This window comes from Saccharopolyspora hirsuta, from assembly GCF_008630535.1.
Taxonomy (GTDB): domain Bacteria; phylum Actinomycetota; class Actinomycetes; order Mycobacteriales; family Pseudonocardiaceae; genus Saccharopolyspora; species Saccharopolyspora hirsuta.
Genome location: NZ_VWPH01000017.1, coordinates 1 through 24,324 on the forward strand (window position 1 = coordinate 1; position 24,324 = coordinate 24,324).

23 protein-coding genes are annotated in these 24,324 nt (G+C 71.7%); 11 read left to right on the forward strand and 12 right to left on the reverse strand.

The window, feature by feature from the left end; translation table 11 throughout:
- Positions 1–221 precede the first annotated feature (221 nt).
- The 5 genes from F1721_RS29850 (at position 222) to F1721_RS29870 (ending at position 6,491) form a co-directional block, all read left to right on the forward strand.
- Positions 222–974 (forward strand): type 1 glutamine amidotransferase, encoded by a 753-nt coding sequence (locus F1721_RS29850; protein WP_150070167.1) that lies wholly within the window; start codon positions 222–224, stop codon positions 972–974.
- Between the two features lie 52 nt (positions 975–1,026).
- Entirely contained in the window at positions 1,027–4,065 is a 3,039-nt protein-coding gene (locus tag F1721_RS29855; RefSeq protein ID WP_150070168.1) for a bifunctional [glutamine synthetase] adenylyltransferase/[glutamine synthetase]-adenylyl-L-tyrosine phosphorylase, read from the forward strand.
- 157 nt (positions 4,066–4,222) lie between these two features.
- A complete protein-coding gene (locus F1721_RS29860) occupies positions 4,223–4,687 on the forward strand; it encodes a class I SAM-dependent methyltransferase (RefSeq protein WP_211840691.1) in 465 nt (154 codons plus the stop codon).
- Between the two features lie 202 nt (positions 4,688–4,889).
- Positions 4,890–5,402, forward strand: coding sequence for a GNAT family N-acetyltransferase (locus F1721_RS29865; protein ID WP_150070321.1), 513 nt, complete (start codon positions 4,890–4,892; stop codon positions 5,400–5,402).
- Positions 5,403–5,630: 228 nt separating this feature from the next.
- On the forward strand, positions 5,631–6,491 hold the full coding sequence (locus F1721_RS29870; RefSeq protein ID WP_150070169.1) for an SMP-30/gluconolactonase/LRE family protein: 861 nt from the start codon (positions 5,631–5,633) through the stop codon (positions 6,489–6,491).
- 354 nt (positions 6,492–6,845) lie between these two features.
- On the opposite strand, the gene glnA is transcribed toward F1721_RS29870, so the two are convergent.
- Complete coding sequence (gene glnA / locus F1721_RS29875; protein ID WP_150070170.1) at positions 6,846–8,270, reverse strand: type I glutamate--ammonia ligase; 1,425 nt, start codon at positions 8,268–8,270, stop codon at positions 6,846–6,848.
- Between the two features lie 208 nt (positions 8,271–8,478).
- On the opposite strand from glnA, the gene F1721_RS29880 reads away from it, so the two are divergent.
- Positions 8,479–8,946, forward strand: a complete 468-nt coding sequence (locus F1721_RS29880) for an RDD family protein (protein ID WP_150070171.1) — start codon at positions 8,479–8,481, stop codon at positions 8,944–8,946.
- Between the two features lie 77 nt (positions 8,947–9,023).
- Here F1721_RS29880 and F1721_RS29885 read toward each other — a convergent pair whose 3' ends face one another.
- From F1721_RS29885 to F1721_RS29895, 3 genes are all read right to left on the reverse strand, one after another.
- Positions 9,024–9,752, reverse strand: a complete 729-nt coding sequence (locus tag F1721_RS29885) for a DUF4191 domain-containing protein (RefSeq protein ID WP_150070172.1) — start codon at positions 9,750–9,752, stop codon at positions 9,024–9,026.
- Positions 9,753–9,932: 180 nt separating this feature from the next.
- Positions 9,933–10,934: a lipoyl synthase gene (gene lipA / locus F1721_RS29890; protein ID WP_150070173.1), complete on the reverse strand. Its 1,002-nt coding sequence runs from the start codon at positions 10,932–10,934 to the stop codon at positions 9,933–9,935.
- Positions 10,935–11,018: 84 nt separating this feature from the next.
- Positions 11,019–11,945: an oxidoreductase gene (locus F1721_RS29895; RefSeq protein ID WP_150070174.1), complete on the reverse strand. Its 927-nt coding sequence runs from the start codon at positions 11,943–11,945 to the stop codon at positions 11,019–11,021.
- Between the two features lie 73 nt (positions 11,946–12,018).
- Here F1721_RS29895 and F1721_RS29900 point away from each other — a divergent pair, with 73 nt between their 5' ends.
- Both F1721_RS29900 and F1721_RS29905 read left to right on the forward strand, forming a co-directional pair.
- The gene (locus F1721_RS29900) at positions 12,019–12,858 is read left to right on the forward strand and encodes a hypothetical protein (RefSeq protein WP_170301656.1); all 840 of its coding nucleotides are present in this window, start codon (positions 12,019–12,021) and stop codon (positions 12,856–12,858) included.
- Between the two features lie 80 nt (positions 12,859–12,938).
- Positions 12,939–13,853, forward strand: a complete 915-nt coding sequence (locus F1721_RS29905; protein ID WP_150070176.1) for an LLM class flavin-dependent oxidoreductase — start codon at positions 12,939–12,941, stop codon at positions 13,851–13,853.
- A 14-nt stretch (positions 13,854–13,867) separates the two neighbouring features.
- Here the strand turns inward: F1721_RS29905 and F1721_RS29910 are convergent, their stop codons facing one another.
- A complete protein-coding gene (locus F1721_RS29910; RefSeq protein WP_150070177.1) occupies positions 13,868–14,281 on the reverse strand; it encodes a VOC family protein in 414 nt (137 codons plus the stop codon).
- Between the two features lie 106 nt (positions 14,282–14,387).
- Between F1721_RS29910 and F1721_RS29915 the strand changes: the two genes are divergently transcribed.
- Complete coding sequence (locus tag F1721_RS29915; protein WP_150070178.1) at positions 14,388–15,137, forward strand: helix-turn-helix domain-containing protein; 750 nt, start codon at positions 14,388–14,390, stop codon at positions 15,135–15,137.
- A 4-nt stretch (positions 15,138–15,141) separates the two neighbouring features.
- Here F1721_RS29915 and F1721_RS29920 read toward each other — a convergent pair whose 3' ends face one another.
- The gene (locus tag F1721_RS29920; RefSeq protein WP_150070179.1) at positions 15,142–15,615 is read right to left on the reverse strand and encodes a hypothetical protein; all 474 of its coding nucleotides are present in this window, start codon (positions 15,613–15,615) and stop codon (positions 15,142–15,144) included.
- A 116-nt stretch (positions 15,616–15,731) separates the two neighbouring features.
- Here F1721_RS29920 and F1721_RS29925 point away from each other — a divergent pair, with 116 nt between their 5' ends.
- Both F1721_RS29925 and F1721_RS29930 read left to right on the forward strand, forming a co-directional pair.
- On the forward strand, positions 15,732–16,331 hold the full coding sequence (locus F1721_RS29925; RefSeq protein WP_150070180.1) for a TetR/AcrR family transcriptional regulator: 600 nt from the start codon (positions 15,732–15,734) through the stop codon (positions 16,329–16,331).
- A 47-nt stretch (positions 16,332–16,378) separates the two neighbouring features.
- Positions 16,379–17,323 carry an LLM class F420-dependent oxidoreductase gene (locus tag F1721_RS29930; protein ID WP_150070181.1) on the forward strand — a complete coding sequence of 315 codons (945 nt, stop codon included), beginning with the start codon at positions 16,379–16,381 and terminating at the stop codon, positions 17,321–17,323.
- Positions 17,324–17,479: 156 nt separating this feature from the next.
- On the opposite strand, the gene F1721_RS29935 is transcribed toward F1721_RS29930, so the two are convergent.
- From F1721_RS29935 to lpdA, 6 genes are all read right to left on the reverse strand, one after another.
- Positions 17,480–17,950, reverse strand: coding sequence for an ArsR/SmtB family transcription factor (locus tag F1721_RS29935; protein WP_150070182.1), 471 nt, complete (start codon positions 17,948–17,950; stop codon positions 17,480–17,482).
- A 14-nt stretch (positions 17,951–17,964) separates the two neighbouring features.
- The gene (locus tag F1721_RS29940; protein ID WP_150070183.1) at positions 17,965–19,071 is read right to left on the reverse strand and encodes a serine hydrolase; all 1,107 of its coding nucleotides are present in this window, start codon (positions 19,069–19,071) and stop codon (positions 17,965–17,967) included.
- A 65-nt stretch (positions 19,072–19,136) separates the two neighbouring features.
- A complete protein-coding gene (gene lipB / locus F1721_RS29945) occupies positions 19,137–19,883 on the reverse strand; it encodes a lipoyl(octanoyl) transferase LipB (protein ID WP_150070184.1) in 747 nt (248 codons plus the stop codon).
- 77 nt (positions 19,884–19,960) lie between these two features.
- Positions 19,961–20,845, reverse strand: a complete 885-nt coding sequence (locus F1721_RS29950) for a TIGR01777 family oxidoreductase (protein WP_150070185.1) — start codon at positions 20,843–20,845, stop codon at positions 19,961–19,963.
- A gap of 103 nt (positions 20,846–20,948) precedes the next feature.
- Positions 20,949–22,661, reverse strand: coding sequence for a 2-oxoglutarate dehydrogenase, E2 component, dihydrolipoamide succinyltransferase (sucB, locus tag F1721_RS29955; RefSeq protein ID WP_150070186.1), 1,713 nt, complete (start codon positions 22,659–22,661; stop codon positions 20,949–20,951).
- Positions 22,662–22,717: 56 nt separating this feature from the next.
- Positions 22,718–24,088 carry a dihydrolipoyl dehydrogenase gene (gene lpdA / locus F1721_RS29960; RefSeq protein ID WP_150070187.1) on the reverse strand — a complete coding sequence of 457 codons (1,371 nt, stop codon included), beginning with the start codon at positions 24,086–24,088 and terminating at the stop codon, positions 22,718–22,720.
- Between the last annotated feature and the right edge of the window lie 236 nt (positions 24,089–24,324).

The window sequence follows — 24,324 nt, forward strand, 5'->3', positions numbered from 1 at the left end:
GTAGCTAAGCTCCCCAGCGCTGATGGTACTGCACTCGACAGGGTGTGGGAGAGTAAGACACCGCCGACACACAACATGAAAGAGGGCCCCTCTTTTCCAGTCAATAGACCGGAAAAGAGGGGCCCTCTTTATTTCCAACGAAAGTGCACGCTGTCGAACGTGGTGCGGTGAGTCGGCGGAGAGTTGTGGGGCTTCGGGCTCCGAGGTCGTACGCTGACCGCATGGGTGGTGTGCGGATTCTCGTTGTGCAGCCGTCGAAGACCGATCCTCCGGGGCCGCTCGGCGAGTGGCTGGTGGCGGCCGGGGCCGAGATCGACGTGGTCCTGCCGAGCGAGCAGGAGTTGCCCGCCGACTTCAGCGAGCACCAGGGGGTGGTCGTGCTCGGCGGTGAGATGGGTGCGTACGACGACGCGCAGCACCCTTGGTTGGCCGGGGTTCGGGCGTTGCTCAGCAAGGCCGTCGGCGAGCGAGTACCGGTCCTGGCGTTGTGCCTCGGGGCGCAGCTCTTGGCCGCTGCAACCGGGGGACAGGTGCGGGCGGCGCGCAAGGGACCCGAGGTCGGCACGCTGCTCATCGCGAAGCGGGACGTCGCGGCGGAGGACCCGCTGTTCGGCCCGGTTCCGCTGACCCCGGACGTGCTGCAGTTTCACTACGACGAGGTGTCGATGCTGCCGCCGACGGCGCAGCTGCTGGCCTCCTCGCCCAAGTGCGAGAACCAGCTTTTCCGCGTCGGGGACTGCGCCTACGGGCTGCAGTTCCACATCGAGACGACGACGGACCTCGTGCTGGAGTGGGCCGAGCTGTCCCCGGACGCGGCGGCCGCGGCGCGGCCGGGACAGCTGGAGCGGGAGCACCTCGACGAGTTTCACGCGGACCTGGCCGAGACCTGGCAGCCGGTGGCCGAGCGGTTCGTGCGGTTCGTGGCGACCCCGCCGGAGGACCGCAAGGCCAGCAGATTCCTGCCGCTGGCGTGATCCTCACCAGGTCGGGTCCGCACCGGGATGCCGGGCGGACTACGGTCGGGTAATGGCCAACAGCAACTCGTCGCGCTCGGGTTCGGTGCCGTCTCCCGCTCGTTACGGGTTCACCGATGCGTCACGTGCTGAGGCCCAGCTGCGGCGTGCCGGATGGTGGTCGGACCGCGGCCCGGAGGAGGCCGAGCCGATCGTGACCGCGTTGTCGCGGACCCCGGACCCGGATCTGGCGCTGCACTCCCTGGATCGCCTCCGGGATGCCGCGGACGCGGGGTGGGCCGAGCTTTCGCGTGCACTGGCGGATGATTCGGGCTTGCGCGCTCGGTTGTTCGGCGTCCTCGGCGCCTCCACCGCCTTCGCCGATCACCTCGTGGCGCACCCGGACGACTGGCAGCGGCTGCGCTCGGACGCTTCGCCGGTGAGCACGCTGGAGGAGCGGACCTCGGTGCTCCTGGCGGCAGTGGGGGCTGAGGGGAGCGGTGCTCCGGGGACACCCGGTGGCCCGGTCGCCGCGGTGGACGGGCCGGATGCGGTCAGTGCGCTCCGGCGGGCTTACCGAGGGCTGTTGATGGACGTCGCCGGGCAGGACATGGCCGGGGTCGTCGATCCGTCCCTGCCCGCCATGTCGTACGAGGACGTGGCCGCGACGTTGTCCGATGTCGCCGTCGCCGCGCTGCGCGCGGCCCTCTCGGTCGCGGTGGCCGAGCTGAAGCGCTCCGGGGTGGACGAGGTGCCGCGACTCGCGGTGATCGCGATGGGCAAGTGCGGTGGCCGGGAGCTGAACTACGTCAGCGACGTCGACGTCGTGTTCGTGGCGGCCCAGGAGGCGGACATCCCGGCCGCGACCCGGCTGGCCAGCCTGATGATGCGGGTGGCCGGTCCGGCGTTCTTCGAAGTCGACGCGGCGCTGCGCCCTGAGGGCAAGGCCGGGGCGCTGGTGCGGACCCTCGACGGGCACCTGAGCTACTACCGCCGCTGGGCGCGCACGTGGGAGTTCCAGGCGCTGCTCAAGGCCCGGCCGGTGGCCGGGGACGCCGAGCTGGGCGCGGACTACCTCGCCGCGGTCCAGCCGCTGGTGTGGACCGCCGCCGAGCGCGAGGGTTTCGTGGCGGACGTGCGGTCGATGCGGCGCCGGGTCGAGGACCACGTGCCCTCCGAGCTGTCCGAGCGGGAGCTGAAGCTCGGCCGGGGCGGGTTGCGCGACGTGGAGTTCGCCGTGCAGCTGCTGCAGATGGTGCACGGCCGCAGCGACGACTCGCTCCGCCTGACGTCCACGATGGACGCTCTGCGCGCGCTGGGGGAGGGCGGTTACGTCGCCCGCACCGACGCGGCGGATCTGGTGGATTCTTACCGGTTCCTGCGCACCGTCGAGCACCGGTTGCAGCTGCGGCAGCTGCGCCGGACGCACCTGTTCCCGGCCTTCGACGACGGCGATGCGCTGGGCGTGCTGGCCCGGGCGGTCGGGTTGCGCTCCACCGGCCGGAACACGGCGGCGCAGGCGTTGGTCGCGGAGTTCCGGCGGCACAGCAGCCGGGTTCGGCGGCTGCACGAGAAGTTGTTCTACCGCCCGCTGCTGGAAGCGGTCGCGAAGGTGCCGACCGCGGCGTTGCGCCTGACGACGTCGGCGGCGGTGGAGCGGCTGGCCGCACTCGGTTACACCTCGCCGGAGGGCGCTTTGCGCCATATCGGCGCTTTGACCTCAGGGGTCTCCAGGCGGGCGAGCATCCAGGGCACGCTGTTGCCGATGCTGTTGGACCTGCTGGCGAACACACCGGATCCGGACGGCGGGTTGCTCGCGTACCGCAAGGTGTCCGAGGCGTTGGCCGAAACCCCTTGGTACCTGCGGTTGTTGCGGGACGAGGGTGTGGTGGCCGAGCGGCTGGCGCAGCTGCTCGGCACCTCGAAGCTCGTCCCGGAGCTGCTGGTGCGCGCACCGGAAGTGCTGCGGCTGCTGTCGGACACACCCGCGCTGGCCGAACGCGACCCGATGGAGGCGTCGATTTCGCTGCGCAGCACGGTGGCGCGCTACTCGGAGCCGGCGCGCGCCGCCGCCGCGGCGCGGTCGTTGCGCCGTCACGAGCTGTTGCGCATCGCCTGCGGTGATCTGCTCGGCCTGGTCGAGCCGACCGCGGTGTTCCAGGCGCTGTCGAACATCTGGGTGGCCGTGCTGGAGTCGGCGCTGGACGTGTCGATCCGGGACACCGCGAAGTCGTCCGGCGATGTCCCGGCGCGGATCGCGGTGATCGGCATGGGGCGCTTGGGCGGTGCGGAGCTCGGTTACGGCTCCGACGCCGACGTGATGTTCGTGTGCGAGCCGGTCGACGGCGCGGACGAGACGACGGCGGTGCGGTTCGCGACCACGGTGGTCGAGCAGGTCCGGCGGTTGCTGGGCGCGCCGAGCCAGGACCCGCCGCTGGAGGTCGACATCGACCTGCGACCTGAGGGGCGCCAAGGCGCGCTCGTGCGCACTCTGGACTCCTACCTCTCGTACTACCGGAGGTGGGGCGAGGTGTGGGAGGCGCAGGCGCTGCTGCGGGCGCGGCACGTCGCCGGTGACCAGGATCTGGGGGAGCGGTTCTGCCGGGCCGTCGACCCGATCCGGTACCCGGAGGGCGGGCTGGACGAGACCAAGGCCCGGGAGATCCGCCGGATCAAGGCGCGGGTCGATTCCGAGCGGCTGCCCCGCGGTGCGGACCCCGCCACGCACACCAAGCTGGGCCGCGGCGGTCTGGCCGACGTGGAGTGGACGTTGCAGCTGCTGCAGCTGCAGCACGCGCACGAGCACCCCGGGCTGCGCACGACCTCGACGCTGGACGGGCTGCGGGCCGCCACCGAGGCAGGTGTGCTGGACGCGGGTGATGCCGACGAGCTGGCGCAGGCGTGGACGCTGGCGATGCGCGTGCGCAACGCGGTGATGCTGGTGCGCGGCAAGCCGGGGGACCAGCTGCCCAAGCAGACGCGGGAGCTGAACGCGGTGGCCGCAGCGCTCGGCTACCCGGCGGAGGTGGACACCGGGGAGGTCGTCGACGACTACCTGCGCGTCACCCGGCACGCCCGGGCGGTCGTGGAGCGGGTGTTCTACGGCTCCTGAGCGCCTGGGCTGGAACCGGCCGCCGGGCTGGGGCGGCAATGTTCGGGAACGGACCGCGGCGAAGCCGTCTCGGGTGCCAGTTCTGCCTATGACTGACCGGGCGTTCCGCGCACCCCGTTCGGCCGGAGCTTGCGGCGGAGGAGGGCGTGATGAGCGGATGACGGCCAGCTCGCGTGCTCATTCGTTCGACCAGGCAGCTGCTCATTACGCGGCGAGCCGTCCGCTGGCCGGTGCCCGGGTGGCCGACGTCAGCGCGGGCACCGGAATCGGGACTGCCGTCATGTGTGATCGGGGCGCTGACGTGATCGCCGTTGAGCCCGGTGGCGCGATGGTCGCCCAGCTCCACCAGGTGCTGCCGGTCGTTCGAGGCGACAGCGATGCCCTGCCGCTCGCCGATTCCTCCCGCGACCTCATCACGTACGCCCAGTCCTGGCAGTGGACCGAACCCGACCGCTCGCTCCCGGACGCGCTGCGCATCCTGCGCCTTGGTGGTGCGCTGGCGATCTGGTGGAGCACCACCGCTTTTGACGTGCCGTGGATCCGCGCGTCGCGCACCACTGCGGAGTGGCCCCGCGTTCCGCGACGCGTCTCGACGACGAAGCCATCCGTCTCGCGGGCCTGAGCGTCGCGCGCTGGCGCCGGAAGGACGCGCGAACTGCGCCTTTCTCGTCGAGGAGCGCGGACGGCTGCGCGCGGCATTCCCCGCCGAGGTGGCGGAGGAGCCCGACGTCGTCGACCTGCTGGTGGTCGCGCGTCCCCGACCCTCGCGGAGCGGGAGCAGCTGGCGCGTGATCGTTTCCGGTCGCGGCACTAGGGTGGCGATCATGATCGAGCTGCGAACTGCGAGGGAAGCGGACCACCCGGAGATCGTGTCGGCCATCCAGCGGTGGTGGTCCGATTCGCGCAGCCCGGAAGCCGCCCGCGAGCTGTCGCTGCTCGTGCCCCGGCTGTTCCTGCAGCACTTCTCCAGCACCAGCTTCATCGCGGAGCAGGGCGGTCGGATGGCGGGATTCCTGATCGGTTTCGGTTCCGCCGACCGCCCGGCGGAGGCCTACATCCACTTCGTCGGGGTCGATCCGGAGTTGCGCCGGTCCGGGTTGGCGCGCCGGTTGTACGGCGAATTCTTCGCCGCCGCTGCCCGGTCCGGGCGCACTCGCGTGCACTGCATCACCTCGCCCGCCAACACCGGTTCGATCGCCTTCCACCGGAGCATGGGTTTCCAGCTGAGCCCCGGGGACGCCGAAATCGACGGAATTCCGGTGCACCGCGATTACGACGGGCTCGGCCACGACCGGGTTTGCTTCGTGCGGGACATCGATCCGGCCGCATTCCGCTGATCCGCCGCGCGGCCGGGAATTCGGCTGCGCGCAGGCGGTTGTGTGGTCCGGATGATGCAGCGCGGTTCGGCGCGCGCTTTTTCCGGGTCCGTTTTGCGGTGACCGCTTGCGGCGCGGAAAAGGACGCAGCGGACGGGTTTTTCGGCGAACCCGGTCGGCGGTCCCGAATTGCCGAATTCGCCAGTACTCTGCGCGCAGGAAGGCAGGGCGGCGAACAGGGGACTGCCGATGTCCGAGGACTTCGAGGTGCTCGTCGACCGGCAGGCGATGTGCGGGGCGAGCCCGCTGTGGATGCCCGCGCTCAATTGCGTGCACTGGGTGGATCTGCTGCGCCGGGAATTGCACACGTACCACCGGGATTCCGGTGCGGACGAGGTCCGGGTGCTGCCGGGGCCGGTGACGGCGCTCGGCGCGACGCGGCACGGCCAGCTGATCGCCGCTGCGGGACGCGGGTTCGCCCGGGTGCACCTCGCGCGGTCGGCGCTGGAGCCGGTCGTCCAGGTGCGCAACGGCGATCGCATGGGGGTGGGCGCCTGCGACCCGGCGGGCCGGTTCGTGGCGGGGACCCAGACGCACTCCCGCGAACTCCAGGCCAGCGGGCTGTACGTGCTCGACGGGGACCGGGCGCGGTTGCTGGTCGACGGGGTGACCGCGGCTGGCGGGGTGGCCTGGAGCCCGGACGGCAGCAGGATGTACCTGGTCGACGCGCGCACCATCTGGGTCTACGACTACGACCCGGAGCGCGCGCTGGCGGTCTCCGGGCGGCAGTGGGTGGTGTGCGCCGAGACGGAGGGCAACCCGGAGGGGATCGCGGTGGACGCCGAGGGCTGCGTGTGGGTCGCGATGCACTGGACCGGCCGGATCCACCGCTACGCCCCCGGCGGAGACCTCGAGACCGTGCTGTGGGCGCCGACCCGGCGGATCACCAGCCTGGCCTTCGGCGGTTCGCGGCTGGAGGAGATGTACGTGACCTCGGCGTGCTACGGCTACGACGAGCCCGCGCTCCTCGACGACCCGTACGCCGGTGCGCTGCTGCGCTTCAAACCCGGCGTGCTCGGGGCCGCGCTGCAGCCCTGGCAGGGCATTTGAGCCGCTGTTAATAGCCGATCTCGGCATTCGTCATTCCACGGTCGCGGCGAGCCTGGCCAGCACCTCCTGGTGGCCGTCCGCCGCGCCGAACACGTGCACCACCAGGCCCCTCTCACTGGCACGTGCGAGGTCTCGTAGTCCAGCAGCAGCCTGGCCTCCGGGTGGCACAGCTTCTCCCCGCCCCACGCGCACATCACCACCTCACACCGTGCTCGGTCGACGTGTCGGCGGAGCGGTTCGCGGTGGTGCGGCTGGCGTACCGGCAGCGCCCGGGACGAGCGGGCTGGACATCCACGTCCGAAACGCGAGGTGGCCCGCCAGCCGGAGCTGACGGGCCACCGAGCGTTCAGCACATCACACGTCGAAGTACAGGGAGAACTCGTGCGGGTGCGGGCGGAGGCGGATCGGGTCGATCTCGTTCTCGCGCTTCAGGGTGATCCAGGTCTCGATCAGGTCCGGCGTGAACACGCCGCCCTCGAGCAGGAAGTCGTGGTCGGCTTCCAGGTTGTCGATGACCGTGGCCAGGTTGTCCGGGACGGTCGGGACGTTCTTGGCCTCTTCCGGCGGCAGCTCGTAGAGGTCCTTGTCGATCGGCTCGGCCGGTTCGATCTTGTTCTTCACGCCGTCCAGACCGGCCATCATCATCGCGGCGAACGCCAGGTACGGGTTGCCGGACGGGTCCGGGCAGCGGAACTCGACGCGCTTGGCCTTCGGGTTCGCGCCGGTGATCGGGATGCGCATGCAGGCGGAGCGGTTGCGCTGCGAGTACACCAGGTTCACCGGGGCCTCGTAGCCCGGCACCAGGCGGTGGTACGAGTTCACCGTCGGGTTGGTGAAGGCCAGCAGGCTCGGCGCGTGGTGCAGGATGCCGCCGATGTAGTGGCGGGCCATGTCCGACAGCCCGGCGTAACCGGACTCGTCGTAGAACAGCGGGCTGCCGTCCTTCCACAGCGACATGTGGCTGTGCATGCCGGAACCGTTGTCGCCGAACAGCGGCTTGGGCATGAAGGTGACGGTCTTGCCGTTCTGCCACGCGGTGTTCTTGATGATGTACTTGAACAGCTGCAGGTCGTCCGCCGCGTGCAGCAGGGTGTTGAACTTGTAGTTGATCTCGGCCTGGCCACCGGTGCCCACCTCGTGGTGCGCCCGCTCGATGGTGAAGCCGGAGTTGATCAGCTGGGTGACCATCTGGTCGCGCAGGTCGGCGAAGTGGTCGTACGGCGAGACCGGGAAGTAGCCGCCCTTCATCCGGGTCTTGTAGCCGCGGTTGCCGCCCTCCTCGTCGCGGCCGGTGTTCCACCAGCCCTCGATCGAGTCGACCTCGGCGAAGGTCTTGTTCGGGGCCTCGCCGAACTTGACCGAGTCGAAGATGTAGAACTCGGCCTCGGCGCCGAAGAACGCGGTGTCGGCGATGCCGGACTCGTTCAGGTACTGCTCGGCCTTGCGCGCGATGTTGCGCGGGTCGCGGCTGTAGGGCTCCAGCGTGAACGGGTCGTGCACGAAGAAGTTCAGGATCAGCGTCTTCTCGGCCCGGAACGGGTCGAGGCGCGCGGTGTAGGGGTCGGGCAGCAGCAGCATGTCCGACTCGTGGATGGACTGGAAGCCACGCACGGACGAGCCGTCGAAGGCCAGCCCCTCGGTGAAGGCGTCCTGGTCGAACGCGGCGGCGGGCACGGTGAAGTGCTGCATGACGCCCGGCAGGTCGCAGAACCGGACATCGACGAACTTCACGTCCTCGTCGGCGATGAAGCGCAGGACCTCGTCTGGATTCTTGAACAAGCTCGGTGGCTCCTTCAGCACTCGATACAGCTCACCGACGCCACGTCGAACGATCCGCCGCCGGCTCGGTACTCACCGTATGTCGTGGGTGTTGCTCCGTCGTCACCCGAATGTTTCGCTGGCGTTAACTGCGACCTGTTCGGGTGGTGGGGGTTGCGCGAACCGGTCGAACGTGATGCTCCGCTGGTCGGCACGTACCCTGGATGACGTGCGAAGAGTCGGATCGTGGCTGGACGCCCCGAAGAACGCGTTCAACAACGCGCGCGAGCAGGCGAACGAATCCCGGCCCAAGTGGCGCGGTGAGAAGCTGGGGCTGCCCGAGCGCGGTCCCGGTTCGGCGGCGCCGGTGGGCAGGCGCCTGGGGGCGTTCCTCATCGACATCGTGCTGGCGGCGCTGGTCGCAGCGCTGTTCACGATGCCGGACTACCCGGGGAACTGGAGCCTGGTGGCCTGGGCGGTCATCACCGTGGTCCCGGTGAGCTTCTTCGGCGCCACGCCGGGCATGGCCGCGCTGCGGATCTGGGTGGCGCGGGTCGACGGCGCGGTCATGGTGGGACCGCTGCGGGCCGCGCTGCGCTGCGTGCTGACCTTCCTGATCATCCCGGCCGTGATGTGGAACTTCGACGGCCGCTCCTGGCACGACCGGCTCAGCGGCACCATCGTGCTGCGCCGGTGAGCTCGGCCCGCCGGGGCGCGGACGTGAAAGAGCGGGCTCGAGGACGAACCCCGAGCCCGCTCCTCGTTCCTGGTGGATTACCGCGCGCGGCGCACCGCGCGCTGCACGTTGCGCATCTTGGCGCCCTGCGGCATCGGGCCCTTCGGCATCGCGTTGCCGCGGTTGGCCAGCGCCGCGAGCCGGTTCTCGATCGCGTCGATCTGCGCCGGGCCGATGTTGCGGGGCAGCTTGGTGATCCGCTGCTGCAGCTTCGCCAGCGGAACCTGGTTCTCCTCGTTGCCCACCACGATCTCGTAGATCGGGGTGTCACCGACGAGCCGGGCGACGCGCTTCTTCTCCTGCGCCATCAGCGACTTGACCCGGTGCGGGGCACCCTCGCCCACCAGCACGACGCCGGGGCGGCCGATCAACCGGTGCACGGCGTCGAGCTGGGCGGTGCCCGACACGGCCTGGGTCAGCACCCACCGGCCGCGCAGGTTGTCCAGCGCCCACCCGGCGGCACCGGGTTGCCCGTCGGCCTTGCGGTACACGCTGGACTGCACCCGGCGACCGAAGAGGATCACCGCGCCCAGCAGGCCGAAGGCCAGCCCCACCGGGAGGAACACCCAGTGCAGGCCCCAGATCATGCCCAGCAGGAAGACCACTGCGGTCACGCCGAGGAACACCCCGAGCATCAGCGGGAGGAGGAGCTTGTCCTCCCGGCGCTGCATCTTGAACACCTCGAGGATCTGCTTGAAGCGTCCCCGAGCTGCCTTGCGCCGTTCTTTGGCCGCCGCTTTCTTGGCGGCCTTGTCCTCCTTGGCCATGCATTTCAGGATACGGCGCGACCTGCGCCGGGTGCAGACGCGGTCCCGGATGCGTGACCGACCCGTGAGCTCCGGCCCGGCGGCGCACCTGGATCGTTTTGCCTGCTAGATGCACGTGAGCACTTCGAGGGGCTCTAGCCCCGCGAAGTGCTCACGTGTCATGACCAGCGGAAACGGGCCTCAGCGGGAGAGGAGGCTGGTGGCCTCCTGGGCCGCGGTGCCCTCCTTGGCCAGGTGGGCCAGGTTGTCCGGGAGGGGCATGCCGCGGTGCACCGTCGCCTTGGCGTACAGGCGGCCCGCGCGGTAGCTGGAGCGCACCAGCGGTCCGGCCATCACGCCGGGGAAGCCGATCTCCTCGGCCGCCTTGGTGTGCTCGACGAACTCCTCCGGCTTGACCCAGCGGTCCACCGGGTGGTGGCGCGGGCTGGGGCGCAGGTACTGGGTGATGGTGATGATGTCGCAGCCCGCGTCGTGCAGGTCCTGCAGCGCCGGGCGCACCTCGTCCGGGGTCTCGCCCATGCCGAGGATCAGGTTCGACTTGGTCACCAGGCCCGCCGCGCGCGCCTCGGAGATCACCTGCAGCGACCGCTCGTAGCGGAAGCCGGGGCGGATCCGGCGGAACACGCTGGGCACGGTCTCCAGGTTGTGCGCCAGCACCTCCGGCCGGGAGCCGAAGACCTCGGCCAGCTGGTCGGGCTTGGCGTTGAAGTCCGGGATCAGCAGCTCGACGCCGGTGCCCGGGTTGAGCGCGTGGATCTGGCGGACCGTCTCGGCGTACAGCCACGCGCCGCCGTCGGGCAGGTCGTCGCGGGCGACGCCGGTGACCGTCGAGTAGCGCAGGCCCATGGCCTGCACCGACTCGGCGACCTTGCGCGGCTCCTCGACGTCCAGCGCGGCCGGCTTGCCGGTGTCGATCTGGCAGAAGTCGCAGCGGCGGGTGCACTGGTCCCCGCCGATGAGGAAGGTGGCCTCGCGGTCCTCCCAGCACTCGAAGATGTTGGGACAGCCCGCCTCCTCGCAGACGGTGTGCAGCCCCTCGCGGCGGACCAAGCCCTTGAGCTCCTGGTACTCAGGTCCCATCCGCGCGCGGGTCTTGATCCACGACGGCTTCTTCTCGATCGGGGTCTGGCTGTTGCGGGCCTCCAACCGCAGCAGCTTGCGACCCTCCGGCGCCACAGTCACGCGCCCCAGGCTACGCCCCCGGGATGCGCTGTGGTCATCTCGCTTCGCGTTCCACCAGGCGAAAGAAAGTGCTGGTGAGCTGGGTCACGACCAGCTCGGGGCGATGCCGGTGTGCTCGGCGGTGGCCTGCCAGAGCCGCTCGGCGGTGCGGCGGTCCCGGGCGGCCTTGCTCAGGCGGGCGCGGGCGGGGTGGCCGCGGACCTCGCCCACGCCGCCTGGGCCGAAGTAGTCGCCGCCGCGGACGCCGCGCGCGGTGGCGGCGAAGAGCTGCGGCAGCGCGCCCTGCTCGGCCGGTTGGGTGACCAGCCGGGTGCCGAGGCTGACGACGTTGGTCACCGGGGTGGGCAGCGAGCGCAGCTGGGAGGAGTTGCGGGTCAGCTCGGTCATCGCCATGCCCGGGTGCGCGGCGACGCTGATCAGGTCGCGTCCGGCTGCTTCCGCGGCGCGGTCGAGCTCCAGCGCGAACAGCAGGTTGGCGAGCTTGGACTGGCTGTAGGCCCGCACCGGGTGGTAGCGGCGGCGGGTGAAGTTGAGGTCGTCGACGTCCAGACCGCCGCCGTGGTGGGCGAGGCTCGACACCGTCACCACGCGCGCGCCGGGGCGCAGGGCGGGGAGGAGCAGCCAGGTCAGCGCCGCGTGCCCGAAGTGGTTGGTGCCGATCTGCAGCTCGAAGCCGTCCCGGGTGCTGCGGCGCGGGGTGGCCATCACCCCGGCGTTGTTCATGAGGACGTCCAGGCCGTCGGTGCGTTCGCGGACCTCCTCGGCGGCCTTGCGGATGGAGGAGAGGTCGGCGAGGTCCAGCTCGACGAGCTCGGGCGCCGTGGTCGCGGTCCGGGCGATCTCGGTGAGCGCGGTGCGGCCCTTCTCGGCGTTGCGGCAGGCGATGAGGACGCGCGCCCCGCGTTCGGCGAGGGCGAGTGCGCTGCGGTGTCCCAGCCCGGAGTTCGCGCCGGTGATCAGCACGGTCCGTCCGGTCTGGTCGGGGATGTCGGCTGCGGTCCACCTCGTCATGCCCGAAACCTACTCGCAGTAGGTTCGTCGTGCCAGCGGTCCCGGTGATCGGGTCCGGGAATACTGCTCGGTTGTGTCTGCAACATCCTGGACGGTGCGCATCCGGTGGGCGCCCTGGTACCGCGTGGTGCGCCTGCGCCTGGCGGGTGATCGTTGGCCGCGGCTGAGCGAGGGGCCGATCTCGGTGGCGCTGCGGTTCGCCTGGCTCCTGCTGCTCGCCCTGGTGCTGCTCGGCTGCTGGCTGGAACTGCTCCTCGTGCTCGTGCTGATGCCATTTGCCCTGGTCGGGCGGGGCATGTGGACGGGGTGGCGGGTGGAGATCGGCACCTGCGGATGCCGCGCCGGGGTCGTGCGCGTGGGCACCCTCGCCGCCGCTCGGCGGATGCGCCGCGCGCTGCGCGAGCACTTGGGGCGCAACAGCGGGCTCGGCGGTGCGGAGGCGTTGCTGGCGGGGGAGCAGGCGGAGTTCACGCCGTTGGCGATCAGCCCGCGTCGCTGGCGGCTGGTCGAGAAGCGACTGAGCCCCTACGGGCGGCGGCGCTGGTTCCTGTGGCGGCGGAAGCTGTCGTTCCAGGACGCGGTGGACAGCCTGCCCAGCGGGCTCGGCGACGACCCGATCTCCGCCATCATCGCGATCCCGTTCCTGCTCTGGTTCGCGGTCCTGTTCTCCGGCGCGGCGCTGGAGCTCGCGGCGCAGATCGTGCTGCTGCCGTTCGTGCTCCTGCTCCGGCTGTGCCGCGTGCTGCCGTGGCCGGTGGAGCTGGTCCGGCCGAACGCGGTCGAACCGCGGACGATGATCCGCGGCGTGCTCGCGTCGGTGCGCGCGCGGCGCGAGCTGACCGCCGCGCACGCCCTCCGGCTGCGGGTGCCGGACCTCGCGGCCGCTCCGCAGGCGGCGGTTCCGGTGGCGTGATCTCGCTGCTCCGGCGGGGTTGACCTCTACTTAACTCGAACTTCGATGATCGTTGCAGCCGAACGATCAGGAGGTACGGGATGAGCAGCATCGCGATCGGCGTCAGCCTGCCGACCACGGCGGAGGTCCAGGAGCTCGGGCCGACGGGGATCGGCGCCGCCGCGCGCCGGGCGGAAGCGGTCGGGCTCGACTCGGTGAGCACCGCCGACGTGCTGGTCGGCGACGGCACACCCGCGCTGGAGGCGGTGACGGTGCTGGCCACCGCTGCTGCGGTCACCGAGCGGATCCAGCTGGACTTCGGGGTGCTGTCCGTCCCGACGCGCCCCGAAGTCATGCTCGCCGCGCAGGTCCAGACGCTGCAGTACCTGTCGGGCAACCGGGTGCGGCTCGGGCTCGGCATCGGCGGCTTCCCGGGAACGCCCTTCTGGCAGGCGGTCGGTGCCCCGACCGCGCGGCGCGGGCGACTGCTCGATTCCGCGCTCCGAGTGCTGCCCGGCCTGATCTCGGGCGAGCCCACCGCGCTGCCGGACGCGGAGGGAGAGCCGCAGGTCGCGCTCGCGCCGGGGGTGCCGGTCCCGCCGCTGCTCATCGGCGGTGGCACAGCCGATCCGGTGCTGCGCCGCGCCGCCGCCTACGGCGACCACTGGCTGCCCTCCGCGCTGACCCCGGAGGAGGTCGCCTCGGCAGCTGCCAGGCTGCGCGAGTTCGCGGCCGAAGCGGGGCGGCCGGTTCCGCGGATCTCGCTCGGTCTGCACAGCATCCTGGGCGCCGGGGTCCGGTCCGAGCGGGACGCCCTGCTCCGCGAGCTGGGCGAGTTCTTCGGGATGACGCCGGAGAAGGTCTCCGAAGTCGTCATCACCGGCAGCCCGCAGCAGGCGGCCGAGCGCATCGCCGCCTACGCCGAGGCGGGCGTGGACGAGCTCGCCTTCGGGGTGGACGGGAGCGACTACCACCGCCAGGTCGAGCTGATCGCCGAGGCGAAGTCGCTGCTCTGACCGCCTGCCGGGGATCAGCCGCGCTCGTGCTCCGCCGGTCGGTGGTGGACGTACTCGACCACCGTGCCGTCCGGGTGGCGGACGGTGCAGCCCTCGCCGACGGGCGCCCGGAAGCGCGGTTGCACGAACTCCAGGCCCTGCTGCTGGAAGAGCCGCTCGTACGGGCCGATGTCGGCGACCAGGAGGGTGCCGACGGTCTGCCGGAACGGGGCCAGCGAGGCCTCGGAGCCCGCGATGATCAGGAAACCGCCGACCGCGGTGAGCGCGAGGTCCTTCTCCGGGTACGGCATGACCATGTCGCGTTCGACGCCGAGGAGCTGCTCGTACCAGGCGGTGGTCGGTTCGAGCTCCGACTCGGCGACGAACACGCGGACGAAGGTGCGGGGTGCGGTCAGGTGCGAGGAGTCGGGGTTGCGGCGCCAGAGCACGGGAGTCCTTTCCTGTTCAGCAGCGGGACGTCCCCAGCCTGCGCGGCGATCGGAATCCCGACCAGGCGTCGGCTTGTGCGGTTACCCCAGGTCATAGGCTGGCGCGATGAGCGGTGATCGGCGCCGGGAGCTCGGTGCGTTCCTGCGGGCCTGCCGGGAGCGGCTCGACCCGGCGGACTTCGGCATCGCGGTGCGCGGCAGGCGGCGGACCCCGGGGCTGCGGCGGGAGGAGGTCGCGGCCGAGTCCGGCGTGGGGCTGGCCTGGTACGCCTGGCTGGAGCAGGGGCGCGTGCAGACCTCGCGGGAGGTCCTGGAGTCGCTCGCGCGCACGATGCGGATGACGCACGAGGAGCGCAGGCACCTGCTCGCGCTCGGCGGCTTCGCGGCGGACGGCGTCGCCGACGACGGGCTGGTGGCCAGGCTGCGGCCGCTGCTGGACAGCTGGCCGCTGACGCCCGCGCTGCTGCTGGACCAGCGGTTCGACGTGCTGGCGAGCAACGCCGCTTACACCGCGGTGTGGCCGGATCCGGGGCCGAACCTGCTGCTGGGCCTGGCCGGAAGCGCCGGGGTGGAGGAGGAGTTCCGCTACGAGCTCTTCCTGCGCTTCCGCGCGCGGGCCGACCGGTTCCCCGCCGACGACGTGGTGGCGCGGCTGCGGGAGCTGCGACCGGACCTGGCGCACCGGTGGAGCTGCCGGGCGGTGCGGGAGTTCGGCAGCTGGCCGGTCGCGGTCCTGGCCGACGACGTCCGGCTGAGCTTCGAGTGCTCGCTGCTGCGGCCCGACGACACCGCGACGCTGCTGGTCCAAGCACCGGTCGACGCCGCGACGCGGGAGTGGTTGCGCCAGCGCTGCTGATCGCTCAGCGCAGCGACAGCAGGCAGGACTTGCGCTGTTCGGTCGGCGTGGCCCGGACCAGCTGCAGGAAGGCCTGGCCGACGCGGACGACCTCAGCGTCCGGTTCACCGGGCTCGGCCAGGCCGCTGGCCAGCGCGAGCATCCGGTGCTCGCGAGCCGAGTCGGCGCGCAGCACCGGGTTCGCCTGGTGCTGGTCGAGCAGGTCGCGGAGCGCCGGGTTCGCCGCCGCGGTGCGGCGCCAGGCCTCGGTGACCGCCTGGATCCGGTCGCCGTCCGCGGCGTCGCCGGTCTCGGCGAGCGCGACGTCGATCCGGCCGGTCAGCTGCTGGGTCCACTTGTACTGCAGGGCGCGCAGCAGTTCGGTGGCGTCGGAGAAGGGCGCGGGCACCTGGTCGAGTGCTTGGCTCGGGTTCTGCCGGGCGGTGTCGAGAACCGTCGCGATCGCGTGCTGCCGCTGGTGGAAGTCGTTCCAACTCATGTTCGCTCTCCGGGATCGGACCGGGGGATACCCCTGGTGTGCGGCATACCGAGAGTATGTTGGTGTACCGAGGGTAGCACGGTTCCGTACCGTCGGTATGACTTAGGGTTGTGAGCATGGCGACAGCTCGACCTCGACGTTTGGAGTACTCGGAGACCACTCGGCAAGCCCTGGTGGACTCCGCCGTTGAGCTGTTCACCGAGCACGGCTACGCGGGCACCTCGCTGGAGGAGATAGCCAAGCGCGCCCGGGTCACCAAGGGCGCGCTCTACCACCACTTCGGCGGCAAGCAGGCGCTGTTCGAGGCGGCCTTCGACGCGGTGGAGACCGGCGTCGTCGCGCGGCTGGCCGGGGTGCTGGCCGACGCGGGGGACCGGTGGGAGGCCACCCGCTCCGGGCTGAGCGCCTTCCTCCAGGTCTGCCTGGAACCGTCCTACCAGCGCATCGTCGTGCAGGACGGGCCTGCGGTGATGGGCTGGGAGCGCTGGCGGGCCGCGGAGGAGTCCTACACCTTCGGGGTGGTCCGCACCGTGGTCGCCGGGCTGGTCGAGTCCGGGGAGATCGACCCGCTGCCGATCGACGCGCTGGCCCGCGTGGTGTTCGGCTCGCTGTCGGCGGGCGCGACGGCCATCGCCGGGTCCGCCGAGCCGAAGCAGGCCAAGGCGGACGTGGAGGCCTGCGTGGAGCGGGTCCTGGAAGGACTGCGCACCCGCTGAGCGGTGGCGGGCGGCAGCCGCTCGATCGCGCCACTAGCCTCGGGGCCGTGACCGAGAACTTCAAGTTGCGGATCTTCACCGAGCCCCAGCAGGGCGCGACCTACGACGACCTGCTGCGGGTCGCCAAGCACGCGGAAGCGACCGGCTACGACGCGTTCTTCCGCTCCGACCACTACCTGAAGATGGGGTCGGTGACCGGCGAACCCGGCCCAACCGACGCCTGGGTGACGCTGGCCGGGCTGGCCCGGGAGACCAGCCGGTTGCGGCTGGGCACGCTGATGACGGCCGGTACCTTCCGGCTGCCCGGCCCGCTGGCGATCGCCGTGGCGCAGGTGGACCAGATGTCCGGCGGGCGCATCGAGCTCGGCCTCGGCAGCGGTTGGTACGAGGAGGAGCACACCGCCTACGGCATCCCGTTCCCCTCGCTGAAGGAGCGCTTCGACCGCTACGCCGAGCAGCTGGAGATCATCACCGGGCTGTGGGCGACCCCGCCCGGCGAGCACTTCCGCTTCGACGGCGAGCACTACCAGCTGGCCGACTCGCCCGCGCTGCCCAAGCCGGTGCAGCGGCCGCGGCCGCCGGTGCTGATCGGCGGCCTGGGCAAGAAGCGCACGCCCGAGCTGGCCGCGCGCTACGCCGACGAGTTCAACCTGCCGTTCATCGACGTCGACACGGCCGCCGCGCAGTTCGAGCGGGTCGGGGAGGCCTGCCGGGCGATCGGCCGCGACGCCGGTGAGATCGTCCGCTCGGCGGCGCTGGTGCTGTGCGTGGGCAAGGACGAGCAGGACATCGCCCGCCGGGCCGAGGCCATCGGCCGCGACGTCGAGGAGCTGCGGCTCAACGGGCTGGCCGGGACCCCGGCGGAGGCGGTCGACAAGATCGGCACCTGGCGCGAGCGCACCGGCATCACCCGGCTGTACCTGCAGGTGCTGGACCTCTCCGACCTGGACCACCTGGACCTGGTCGCCAGCGAGGTCGCGCCCCAGCTCTGAGAGTTCGCCCGGCGAACTCGTCTTGCGTGGCGGTGCGGGTGAACCTCAGAGCTTCCCTGCGGTGCAGGTTGCGGGGGTGGGCTGAACACCTCCGGCGTTTCAAGGGCAAGGCCCGGATGGTGAACGGCCCGTCGGTTCCCCGGCGGGCCGTTCGCGTCAGGGGCGGAGCTGACCGGCGATGTCGGAGGCCGCGGTGAGCAGGATCAGCGCGGGGATGGTCGCCTGCGCGCGGAGCCGGTAGGTGCCGCGCTTGTCCTGCTCGACGAGCCCGCAGCCGGTCAGGCTCTTGAGGTGGTGGTAGAGCTGACCGGTGGAGCTCAGGCCCGCCGCCTCCTGCAGTGCTGCGGTGTGCTGGGGACCGGACTGGGCGAGCAGCCGCACGATCGCGGCCCGCGCCGGGTGGCCCAGCGCGGCGAGCACGTCGGTGCGCGGCCCGTCGGGCATGTCGAGGACCCGCGCCGGGTCGACCTGGATGCGCCACTCCAGCTCGACCGGTTCGACGAGGTTGCCCTGGTACTGCACGACCGAACCGCTGGGCTCGGCCGGTTCGGCGCGCTGCGCGCCTTCCAGCGCCGCGACGCGTTGTTCCAGTGCTTCGAGCCGCTGCTGCAAGTCCTCCGAATCCACCGGACGAGCTTCCCTCAGCCCTCCAAGGCTCGCGCAAGCCGGTCCCGCCACACCGGCTGCTCCATCGCCAGCAGCAGCGGGAGACCGGGGTCGCCGTTGCCGAGCTGCTCCGGCGAGATGTCGCCGTGCGCGAGCAGCGCGCCGGACGCGGTGCTGCCGTCGGCGCGGCGGACGGTGAGCCCGCAGGTCAGGACGCCGGGCAAGCTCCCGCCCTTCATGCCGATCCCGACGACGCCCGGCGGCAGGTTGCCGCTGAGCCGCCGCTCCAGGTGCGGACGTGCCACGGCCGCCGCCTCGGGCGGGAACCCGTCGGTGGCGATGGCGCGGTGCAGGGCGGCGAGCTGGGCTGCGGTCGCCGACATCGTCCGGTCGGCCCAGGCGATCTGCTGCTCGTAGGCGGGCAGGCCGCCTCGCAGGAGCCTGTTCAGCACGTGGTTGCGCAGGTCGGCGTCGGTGCTGAAGCGGCGCTCCAGCCGGTATCCCCAGGCGCGGCGTGCTGGTGTCGGCAACGGGGCGGGCGGGGCGAACTCGGGAAGCAGGAACAGGTACTCCGCGCACATCGAGCGGATGTCGGGGCGGTGCCAGCCGCCCGCGGCCGCCGCCGCGTGCAGCGCGGACTCGCCGAGCCGGTCGCGGAGGAAGTCCGGGACCGCGCTGTCGCTGAACATGATCATCGCCGAGACCATGTCGTCCAGCCGCACCCGGTGGTCGGGGTCGGCGGCGCGCAGGCCGGTCGAGTCGGTGCTGATGCCCAGGTGTTCTAAGGCGTTGACGTGCGCGAACCCGTCGGTCGGCACGTAGTAGCGCTCCCAGTCGCCGACGCGGACCTGCTCCGCCGGATCCAGCCGCCCCCCGGCGACCGCCGAGGAGTAGGCGGCGAGGTGGACGACCTTGATCGCCGAGGCCAGCGGCTGCGCGGCGTGCGGGCGGTGCAGCAGGCAATTCCCGCGGCCGTCGTCCAGGACGAGGCCCAGCCCGTCGCGGTGCGCGCTGATCCAGGTAAGCCAGCCCTCCGGGGTCGCCAGGTCCGGCGGTGCTGGCCGGGCGAGCGCGCGGGGCGCGAACAGCAGCGGGGTCGTCGCGGCAGCGGCGACGAGCAGGGTGCGGCGGGACAGCAGCATGCTCCACTCCTCCAGTAGTCCGTAATTCCGGAATTCTAGAGAAGTGGAGTGCTGTTGTCAGGTGTTCAGCGCAGGCTGGGGTCCAGCGAGAGCGTCACACCGGCCGCGGTGGCCTCCGCGCGCGGGATGTCCCGGTCGGTGACCGGCAGCCGACCGTCCAGCGCGTCCAGCACGCCCCGCTCGACCAGCGGGAACGCCTCGGAGGTCGGCACGTCCCGGCCGAGCTCGGCGGACAGCGAGGTGGTGCCCGCATCGCTGATCCCGCACGGGACGATCCGGTCGAACTCGCTCAGGTCGGCGTTGCAGTTCAGCTCCAGGCCGTGCATCGTGATGCCGCGCTGCACGCGGATGCCGATCGCGGCGATCTTGCGCTCCGGGCGGCCGTCCCCGGCGGGCAGCCACACCCCGCTGCGGCCCTCGACCCGGCCCGCGGCCAGGCCGAACTGGTCGCACACCCAGATCAGGCCCTGCTCGATCCGCCGCACGTAGTCGACCACGTCGATCGGGTCGGTCAGCTGCAGGATCGGGTAGCCGACGATCTGCCCTGGGCCGTGCCAGGTGATCTTGCCGCCGCGGTCCACGTCGATCACCGGGGTGCCGTCGGTGGGGCGCTCCTCCGGCGAGGTCCGCTTGCCCGCGGTGTAGACCGACGGGTGCTCCAGCAGCAGCATGGTGTCCGGGTTCCGCCCCTCGGCGCGGCCGGACGCCAGCTCGCGCTGCAGGTCCCAGGCGGAGAGGTAATCGATGGTTCCCAGGTGGCGCACTTCGACGGGGTCCGAGGAGGCGCGGCACGAAGAATTCGCACGACTCACGCGCGCCAGGCTACGCCTGCACCGGCCCGCCGCGGACCGACGGTGCCGGTGAGCGCCGGTTTCGTGCGAAACGGGCGCTACCCGACGGCCGCCGCCAGCGCCGAGCCGATCGACGGGTGCTGGAAGGCGAACCCGTGCGACTCCAGGACCGTCGGCACCGCCCGCTGCCCGACCAGCGCCTGGTCGGCCAGCTCGCCCAGCGCGATCCGCAGCGCGAAGCCCGGCACGACCCACGGCGCGGGTCGGCCCAGGGCCTCGGCGAGCGCCCTGGTGAACTCCGCGTTCGTCACCGGCGCGGGGCCGGTGAGGTTCACCGGCCCGGAGATCTCGGGGTGCTCCAGCACGAACCGGATCGCGGCGACCTCGTCGTCCAGCGAGATCCACGGCATGTACTGGGTGCCGTCGCCCAACCGGCCGCCCAGCAGCAGCGAGAACAGCGGCCGCAGCTGGCCGAGCAGCCCGCCGGACGGGGCGAGGACCAGCCCGGTGCGCAGCCGCACCACCCGGACGCCCGCCTCGGCCGCGGGCCCGGTCGCCGCCTCCCAGCGCTGGCAGAGATCGGCGAGGAAGTCGTCGCCGGGCGGGGCCGATTCGGTCACCGGCTTCGGTCCGGTGTCGCCGTAGTAGCCGACCGCCGAGCCGTTGGCCAGCACCGGCACCCCGGCTTCGACCACGGCGTCGGCGAGCACGGTCGTGGCGCGGACCCGGGAGCGCATCAGCAGCTGCTTGCGCTCCGGCGTCCACCGCTTGTCGCCGATGCCCGCGCCGCACAGGTTCACCACCGCGTCCGCGCCGTCCAGCGCACCGGCGTCCAGCCGCCCGGCCTCGGGGTCCCAGCCCCGCTCGTCCGGGGCGGCGGGCAGCCGCCGTACCAGCCGGACCACCTCGTGGTCGGCCGCCCGCAGCGCGGCGACCAGGGACGTGCCGATCAAGCCGGACGAGCCGGCCACAACCACCCGCATACCCGGCATCGTCCCGCACCCGCGCGCCCGGGGCGAACCCTCCTGGGAACGACGAACGGCCGCCCACCGGTGCGGCGGGCGGCCGTTCGTCGCTGGTCGCGGGTCAGAGACCGAGGTCGGCCTCGAAGGCGCCTTCCTCCAGCCGCTGCTTCAACGTGGTCAGGAACCGGGCGGCGTCCGCACCGTCCACCAGGCGGTGGTCGTAGGACAGCGCCAGGTACACCATCGAGCGGATCGCGATGGTGTCGCCGCCGTTCTCGTCGGCGACCACGACCGGGCGCTTGACGACCGCGCCCGTGCCGAGCATGCCCACCTGCGGCGGGTTCAGGATCGGCGTGTCGAACAGCGCACCGCGGCTGCCGGTGTTGGTGATGGTGAAGGTGCCACCGGACAGCTCGTCGGGCTTGATCTTGTTGTTGCGGGTCCGCGCCGCCAGGTCGGCGATCTTGCGGGCCAGCCCGCCGAGGTTGAGGTCCCCGGCGTCGTGGATCACCGGCGAGACCAGGCCGCGCTCGGTGTCCACCGCGACCGACAGGTGCTCGGCACCGTGGTAGGTCACTTCCTTGGTGTCGTCGTTGATCGAGGCGTTCAGCTTCGGGTGCAGCTTCAGCGCCTCGGCCGCCGCCTTCGCGAAGAACGGCAGGAACGACAGCTTGACGCCCTCGGCGGCCTCGAAGTTGGCCTTGGCCCGCTCCCGCAGCCGGGCGATGCGGGTCACGTCGACCTCGATCACCGTGGTCAGCTGGGCGGCGGTCTGCAGCGACTCCACCATCCGGCGGGCCAGCAGCTGCCGCAGCCGCGACATCTTCTGCGTGGTGCCGCGCAGCGCCTGGGCCTCCTCCGAGGGCTCCACCAGCGAAGCGCTCGGCGCCGCGGCCGGGGCAGCCGCCTGGGCGGCCGGGGCCGGGGCGGACTTCTTGGCGTCGATGGCGGCCTGCACGTCCTGCTTGCGGATCCGGCCGCCGACACCGCTGCCCTTGATCGCGGACAGGTCGATGCCGTGCTCGTTGGCCAGCTTGCGCACCAGCGGCGTCACGTACGGCGTGGTGCCGGACGGCGCAGCCTCGGCGGCCGGAGCCGGAGCCGGAGGCGCGGCCGGAGGCGCGGGCGGCGCAGCGGGAGCCGGGGCGGCCGGAGCGGGCGGAGCCGCGGGAGCGGCGGCCTGGGGCTCGGGGGCCGGAGGCTGCGGGGCAGCGGCGGGAGCCGCGCCCGCGGCGCCGATCACGGCGAGCTTGGCGCCGACCTCGACGGTGTCGTCCTCGTTCGCGGCGATCTCCAGCAGCGTGCCCGCCACCGGGGACGGGATCTCGGTGTCGACCTTGTCGGTCGAGACCTCCAGCAGCGGCTCGTCGACCTCGACGCTGTCGCCGACCTGCTTGAGCCAGCGGGTCACGGTGCCCTCGGTGACGCTCTCGCCGAGCGCGGGCATGTTCACGTCGGTGCCCTGCGCACCACCGGCCGGGGCGGCCGGAGCCGGGGCAGCGGCGGCCGGAGCGGGCTCGGCGGCCGCGGGCTGGGCCGGGGCGGGCTGCTCGGCCGGGGCGGGCTCGGCCGGCGCGGCGGGGGCCGCGGCCTCGCCGGCGTCGCCGATCACGGCGAGCTCGGCGCCGATCTCAACGGTGTCGTCCTCCTGGGCGACGATGCGCTGCAGCACACCGGCGGCCGGGGACGGGATCTCGGTGTCGACCTTGTCGGTGGAGACCTCCAGCAGGGGCTCGTCGACCTCGACGGTCTCGCCCTCCTGCTTGAGCCACCGGGTGATCGTTCCTTCGGTGACGCTCTCGCCGAGTGCCGGCATCTGAACGGAGAAGGCCATCTGTCTGCTGACTCCTCGTGGTGTGGCGGGGTGCTTGGCTGACTGCGGAGCCGACGTCAGCCGTGCACGTGCAGCGGCTTGCCGGCCAGGGCGAGGTGCGCCTCACCCAGGGCTTCGGTCTGGGTCGGGTGGGCGTGCACCAGCGGAGCGACGTCCTCCGGCAGCGCCTCCCAGTTGTAGATCAGCTGCGCCTCGCCGATGAGCTCACCGACTCGGTCGCCGACCAGGTGCAGGCCGACGACGGGGCCGTCGGTCGCGCGGACCAGCTTGACCGCGCCTTGGGTCTTGAGGATCTGGCTCTTGCCGTTGCCGGCCAGGTCGTAGGTGAAGGTCTCCACCGAGCCGTACTGCTCCTTGGCGGCGGCCTCGGTCAGGCCCACCGAGGCGACCTCCGGGTGGCAGTAGGTCACGCGCGGGATGCCGGCCTCGTCGATGGGCTGCGGGTTGAGCCCGGCGATGTCCTCGGCGATGAAGATGCCCTGCTGGAAACCGCGGTGCGCCAGCTGCAAACCGGGCACGATGTCGCCGACCGCGTAGACGCCCGGCAGGTTGGTGCGCAGGCGCTCGTCGGTGCGGACGAAGCCGCGCTCCATGTGCACCCCGGCCGCCTCGAAGCCGTGGCCCGCGGTGTTCGGGCCGCGGCCGACCGCGACCAGCAGCAGGTCGGCGTCGTAGGTCTCGCCGTTCTCCAGGCTGACCGAGACGCCGGAGTCGGTCTGGGTGGCGCCGGTGAACTTGACGCCGGTCTTGAACTTGATGCCGCGCTTGCGGAACGCGCGCTCGAGGCGCTTGGAGGCGAACTCGTCCTCGTTGGGCACCAGGTGCGGCAGGGCCTCGACGATGGTGACGTCGGCGCCGAAGGAGCGCCAGACGCTGGCGAACTCGACGCCGATCACGCCGCCGCCCAGCACCACGACCTTGTTCGGGATGAAGTCCAGGTTCAGCGCCTGCTCGCTGGCGATGACCCGCCCGCCCAGCTCCAGGCCGGGCAGCGTCTTGGAGTAGGAACCGGTGGCCAGCACGACGTTCTTGCCGGTGTAGCGGGTGCCGTTCACCTCGACGGTGTTGGCGTCGACCAGCGTGCCCGCGCCCTCGACCAGGGTGACCTTGTGCGCCTTGGCCAAGCCCTGCAGACCCTTGTACAGACCGGCGATGATGCCGTCCTTGTACTTGTTGACCCCGTCGATGTCGATGCCCTCGAGGGCGGTCTTCACCCCGAACTGGTCGGCATCGCGGGCGGAGTCGGCGACCTCCGCCGCGTGCAGCAGCGCCTTGGTCGGGATGCAGCCTCGGTGCAGGCAGGTCCCACCGAGCTTGTCCTTTTCGACCAGGATGACGGACAGGCCTAGCTCGGCTGCGCGGAAGGCGCAGGCGTAGCCGCCCGAACCGCCACCGAGAATGACTAGATCGGCGGACGTGTCGGTCACTTCGCACTCCTCGACAGGCTTCGTTGACTCGCTGACAGCACTTCACCGGACCGGATGGTCACGAGCACCTGGAAGCCATCTTGTCACCACACGACAGGCTCACGCGACGTGGGCCGGGTGATCTGTGCTGCATCGCGGCGGATCACAGTGGAGGGTGGGTGATTTTCACCCGTCCCTCATGTCGGTGGTGGCACCATCGGTGACAGGCTGTTGTCCCCCCACCCGAGCGGAGGAGA

What these genes read in the sequence shown, in the direction of transcription:
- F1721_RS29850 (WP_150070167.1), top strand. Translation starts at nt 222, where the DNA reads ATGGGTGGTGTGCGGATTCTCGTTGTGCAGCCGTCGAAGACCGATCCT.
- F1721_RS29855 (WP_150070168.1), top strand. Translation starts at nt 1,027, where the DNA reads ATGGCCAACAGCAACTCGTCGCGCTCGGGTTCGGTGCCGTCTCCCGCT.
- F1721_RS29860 (WP_211840691.1), top strand. Translation starts at nt 4,223, where the DNA reads ATGACGGCCAGCTCGCGTGCTCATTCGTTCGACCAGGCAGCTGCTCAT.
- F1721_RS29865 (WP_150070321.1), top strand. Translation starts at nt 4,890, where the DNA reads ATGATCGAGCTGCGAACTGCGAGGGAAGCGGACCACCCGGAGATCGTG.
- F1721_RS29870 (WP_150070169.1), top strand. Translation starts at nt 5,631, where the DNA reads ATGTCCGAGGACTTCGAGGTGCTCGTCGACCGGCAGGCGATGTGCGGG.
- F1721_RS29885 (WP_150070172.1), bottom strand. Translation starts at nt 9,752, where the DNA reads ATGGCCAAGGAGGACAAGGCCGCCAAGAAAGCGGCGGCCAAAGAACGG.
- F1721_RS29895 (WP_150070174.1), bottom strand. Translation starts at nt 11,945, where the DNA reads ATGACGAGGTGGACCGCAGCCGACATCCCCGACCAGACCGGACGGACC.
- F1721_RS29905 (WP_150070176.1), top strand. Translation starts at nt 12,939, where the DNA reads ATGAGCAGCATCGCGATCGGCGTCAGCCTGCCGACCACGGCGGAGGTC.
- F1721_RS29915 (WP_150070178.1), top strand. Translation starts at nt 14,388, where the DNA reads ATGAGCGGTGATCGGCGCCGGGAGCTCGGTGCGTTCCTGCGGGCCTGC.
- F1721_RS29920 (WP_150070179.1), bottom strand. Translation starts at nt 15,615, where the DNA reads ATGAGTTGGAACGACTTCCACCAGCGGCAGCACGCGATCGCGACGGTT.
- F1721_RS29925 (WP_150070180.1), top strand. Translation starts at nt 15,732, where the DNA reads ATGGCGACAGCTCGACCTCGACGTTTGGAGTACTCGGAGACCACTCGG.
- F1721_RS29940 (WP_150070183.1), bottom strand. Translation starts at nt 19,071, where the DNA reads ATGCTGCTGTCCCGCCGCACCCTGCTCGTCGCCGCTGCCGCGACGACC.
- F1721_RS29950 (WP_150070185.1), bottom strand. Translation starts at nt 20,845, where the DNA reads ATGCGGGTGGTTGTGGCCGGCTCGTCCGGCTTGATCGGCACGTCCCTG.
- sucB (WP_150070186.1), bottom strand. Translation starts at nt 22,661, where the DNA reads ATGGCCTTCTCCGTTCAGATGCCGGCACTCGGCGAGAGCGTCACCGAA.